The following is a 2,675-nucleotide window of genomic DNA, read 5'->3' as shown; positions in this document are numbered from 1 at the left end:
GGGCGAGGCGGTAGTTGCCGCCGCCGAGCACCTGGTTCTCGGCGCCCAGGTTGTGGGCAAAGCCCTCGAAGACCATGCCCGTGTAGTAGTCCAGGCCGCGCGCGATCCCAAAGTTCACCGCGTAGTCGATCTCCTCGCCGTCCAGTATCTGGAAGATCCCCTCAATCCGCTCCTTCTCCGGGATATTGCCGCAGATCTCGAAGGCCTCCGCGGGCCCCCGGCAGGAGACGAGACCGGTGAGGGAGTCTTCGAGCTCGGCCTGCCCGCAGGTCTCCAGGCAGGCCTTCAGGCCGTCCAGGTCGCGCTTGTCGAGGTACGCCATCACCTGTCTCTGGAGGGCGGGGTCCACGCCCGAGAGGAGGTGCTTCATCGGGGCCAGGAACCCGACCTTCAGGTCGTAGTCCAGGCCGACAGACCGGAGGAGGTCGTCGGCGACCATGATCACCTCGGCGTCGGCCGCCGCCGAGTCCGCGCCTATCAGTTCGACGCCGAACTGCCAGAACTGGCGGTACCGGCCCTTCTGGGGCCTCTCATACCGGAAACAGTCGGCCACATAGTACCAGCGGAGAGGCTTTGCAAGGGAGCGCCCCTCGTTCACGTACATCCGCGAGACCGAGGCCGTCACCTCGGGCCGCAGGGTCATCTGCCGCCCGCTCTTGTCCTCGAAGACGTACATCTCCTGCTTGATATTCTCGCCCGAACGCATGGTGAAGAGTTCGAGGTGCTCGAAGGTTGGGGTGCAGACCTCGCCGTAGCCCCACCGCCCGACGGCCTCGCGCATCGTTGCTTCCGCAGCACGCCGCTGCGCCATCTCGTCGGGCAGAAAATCCCTGGTTCCGCGTGGTTTCTGTAGCATCAGATCGACTCCTGCCGTAAAATTTGCCTTTCAGACCTTATCTTACCTGCGGGGAACATTCCCGAAAAAGCGGGTGGCGGCGCTCTCCCCGCCTGTCCAGACCTTCTCCCGCGGCACGCGCCCCTGGAGGTACAGGGCGAGGAGGACCGCACCGAGAGCGAGGAACTCAAGGTCCGGGGTGGTCAGGGCCATCAGGGACCCGAAGAGGGCGAGGGCCGAGTAGAGCACGCCCCTGTACGCCGCCTGCCTGTAGCCGGGGAGGGCGGTCCGGTAAAAGATCCGGGCGTCCCGCAGCCAGAGGAAGAACGTCGCCGCAGTGCCGAAGGCGGCCACGTAGACAAGATAGGTCATTACCGTGGGTGATTTATTATCCCCGCACCCATATTTTACTATTGGACCATGACTGCGGACACTATCCTGAGAGAGGTGCTTGCCGCGTACGCCGCCGGCAGGATCTCCCTCGACGATACCATTGACAGGATATCGGGGTTGAGGGTCGAGAAGGTGGGGGAACTCGCCAGGATCGACCTCGGGCGGGAGGTGCGGTGCGGCATCCCCGAGGCGGTGCTCGCGGAGGGGAAGGAGACGGCCGACCTTGTGGCGATCATGCTCAAACATGCCGACGCCGCCGGGCGCTGTCTCGCCACGCGGGTCTCCCCTGAACAGGCGGAGGCGGTGCGGGCCGCGGCAGAGGCGGCAGGCCTCACGTTCAGGTATGCGGAGAGGGCGCAGGCAATTGTCCTCTCGAAAGGGGGACAGCCAGAGAAGAACGGCGGGATCGTCGCCGTCCTCACCGCGGGGACGGCCGACATCAGGGTGGCCGAGGAGGCGCGGGTCGTCGCCGAGGAGATGGGCTGCGAGGTGCGGACCGCCTACGACGTCGGCGCCGCCGGGGTCCACCGCCTCTTCCCGGCACTGAAGAACCTTGCCGGGGCGCACGTCTATGTCGTCGCCGCCGGGCGGGAGGGGACTCTTCCGGCCGTCGTCGCAGGGCTCGTGGACAGGCCGGTGATCGGCGTCCCTGTCTCGACAGGCTACGGCTTTATGGGCCAGGGGCAGGCGGCCCTCGCAAGCATGCTCCAGTCATGCTCCGTGCTGACCGTCGTGAACATCGACGCGGGCTTCGTCGCCGGGGCGCACGCTGCGCTCATCGCCTCCCTGGCGGGGCGGCCATGACGCGCGCCTTCTACATCGGGCGGTTCCAGCCGTATCACAACGGCCACCACTCGGTGATCACGAGGATCGCCCCCCAGGTCGACGAGATCGTCATCGGCGTCGGGAGCGCCCAGCTCTCCCACGAGGTCGAGAACCCCTTCACCGCGGGTGAGAGGGTGATGATGATCGCGGCGGCCCTGGAGGAGATCGACATCCCCTTCTATGCGATCCCGATCGAGGACCTCCGCAGGAACGCCCTCTGGGTCTCGCACGTCTACTCGATGACGCCGTACTTCGACGTCGTCTACTCGAACAACCCCCTCGTCATCAGGCTCTTCTCCGAGGGGGGCATGAAGGTGCAGACCCTCCCGATGTACATGCGCGACACCCTCTCGGGCACCGAGATCAGGCGGCGGATGGCGACCGACGAGGACTGGCGCAGTCTCGTGCCGGAGAGCGTCGCCGACGTCATCGACCAGATCCACGGGGTCGACAGGATCAAGCAGATCGCCTGTTCCGACTGAGTGCCTGAAACCCTTTAATAGCGGGCCACCGATAGATCGGTGATGTTCCGCTTTCTCAAGGGTCTTTTTTCAAAGGAAGAGGTAGAAGAGAGCCTCACGCTCGCCTTTGACGGGGTGGGGGCGTGGCTGGACGCACGGGA

The 2,675-nt window shown here is 65.5% G+C and carries 4 protein-coding genes; 2 read left to right on the top strand and 2 right to left on the bottom strand.

Annotation, left to right across the window (positions count from 1 at the left end):
• Positions 1 to 856 (bottom strand): HisS family protein (locus Q0520_RS02110; protein WP_298665950.1); only part of this gene is annotated, 856 nt, incomplete at its 3' end.
• 42 nt (positions 857 to 898) lie between these two features.
• Entirely contained in the window at positions 899 to 1,207 is a 309-nt protein-coding gene (locus Q0520_RS02105) for an ABC transporter permease (RefSeq protein WP_298665948.1), read from the bottom strand.
• A gap of 48 nt (positions 1,208 to 1,255) precedes the next feature.
• Between Q0520_RS02105 and larB the strand changes: the two genes are divergently transcribed.
• Both larB and Q0520_RS02095 read left to right on the top strand, forming a co-directional pair.
• Entirely contained in the window at positions 1,256 to 2,032 is a 777-nt protein-coding gene (gene larB, locus Q0520_RS02100; protein WP_298665946.1) for a nickel pincer cofactor biosynthesis protein LarB, read from the top strand.
• Entirely contained in the window at positions 2,029 to 2,535 is a 507-nt protein-coding gene (locus tag Q0520_RS02095; RefSeq protein WP_298665944.1) for a nicotinamide-nucleotide adenylyltransferase, read from the top strand. The genes larB and Q0520_RS02095 overlap by 4 nt, the downstream gene beginning before the upstream one ends.
• The last annotated feature ends 140 nt before the right edge of the window (positions 2,536 to 2,675 follow it).

The sequence above is a fragment of the uncultured Methanofollis sp. genome (assembly GCF_937919355.1).
In the GTDB taxonomy this organism is placed as follows: Archaea; Halobacteriota; Methanomicrobia; order Methanomicrobiales; family Methanofollaceae; genus Methanofollis.
Note: the sequence above shows the minus strand (reverse complement) of the source record. Positions and strands in the feature narration are given on the sequence as shown.

Bases quoted from the DNA above. Each gene is read 5' to 3' on its own strand.
- Q0520_RS02105 (WP_298665948.1), bottom strand. From the start codon at position 1,207: ATGACCTATCTTGTCTACGTGGCCGCCTTCGGCACTGCGGCGACGTTC.
- larB (WP_298665946.1), top strand. From the start codon at position 1,256: ATGACTGCGGACACTATCCTGAGAGAGGTGCTTGCCGCGTACGCCGCC.
- Q0520_RS02095 (WP_298665944.1), top strand. From the start codon at position 2,029: ATGACGCGCGCCTTCTACATCGGGCGGTTCCAGCCGTATCACAACGGC.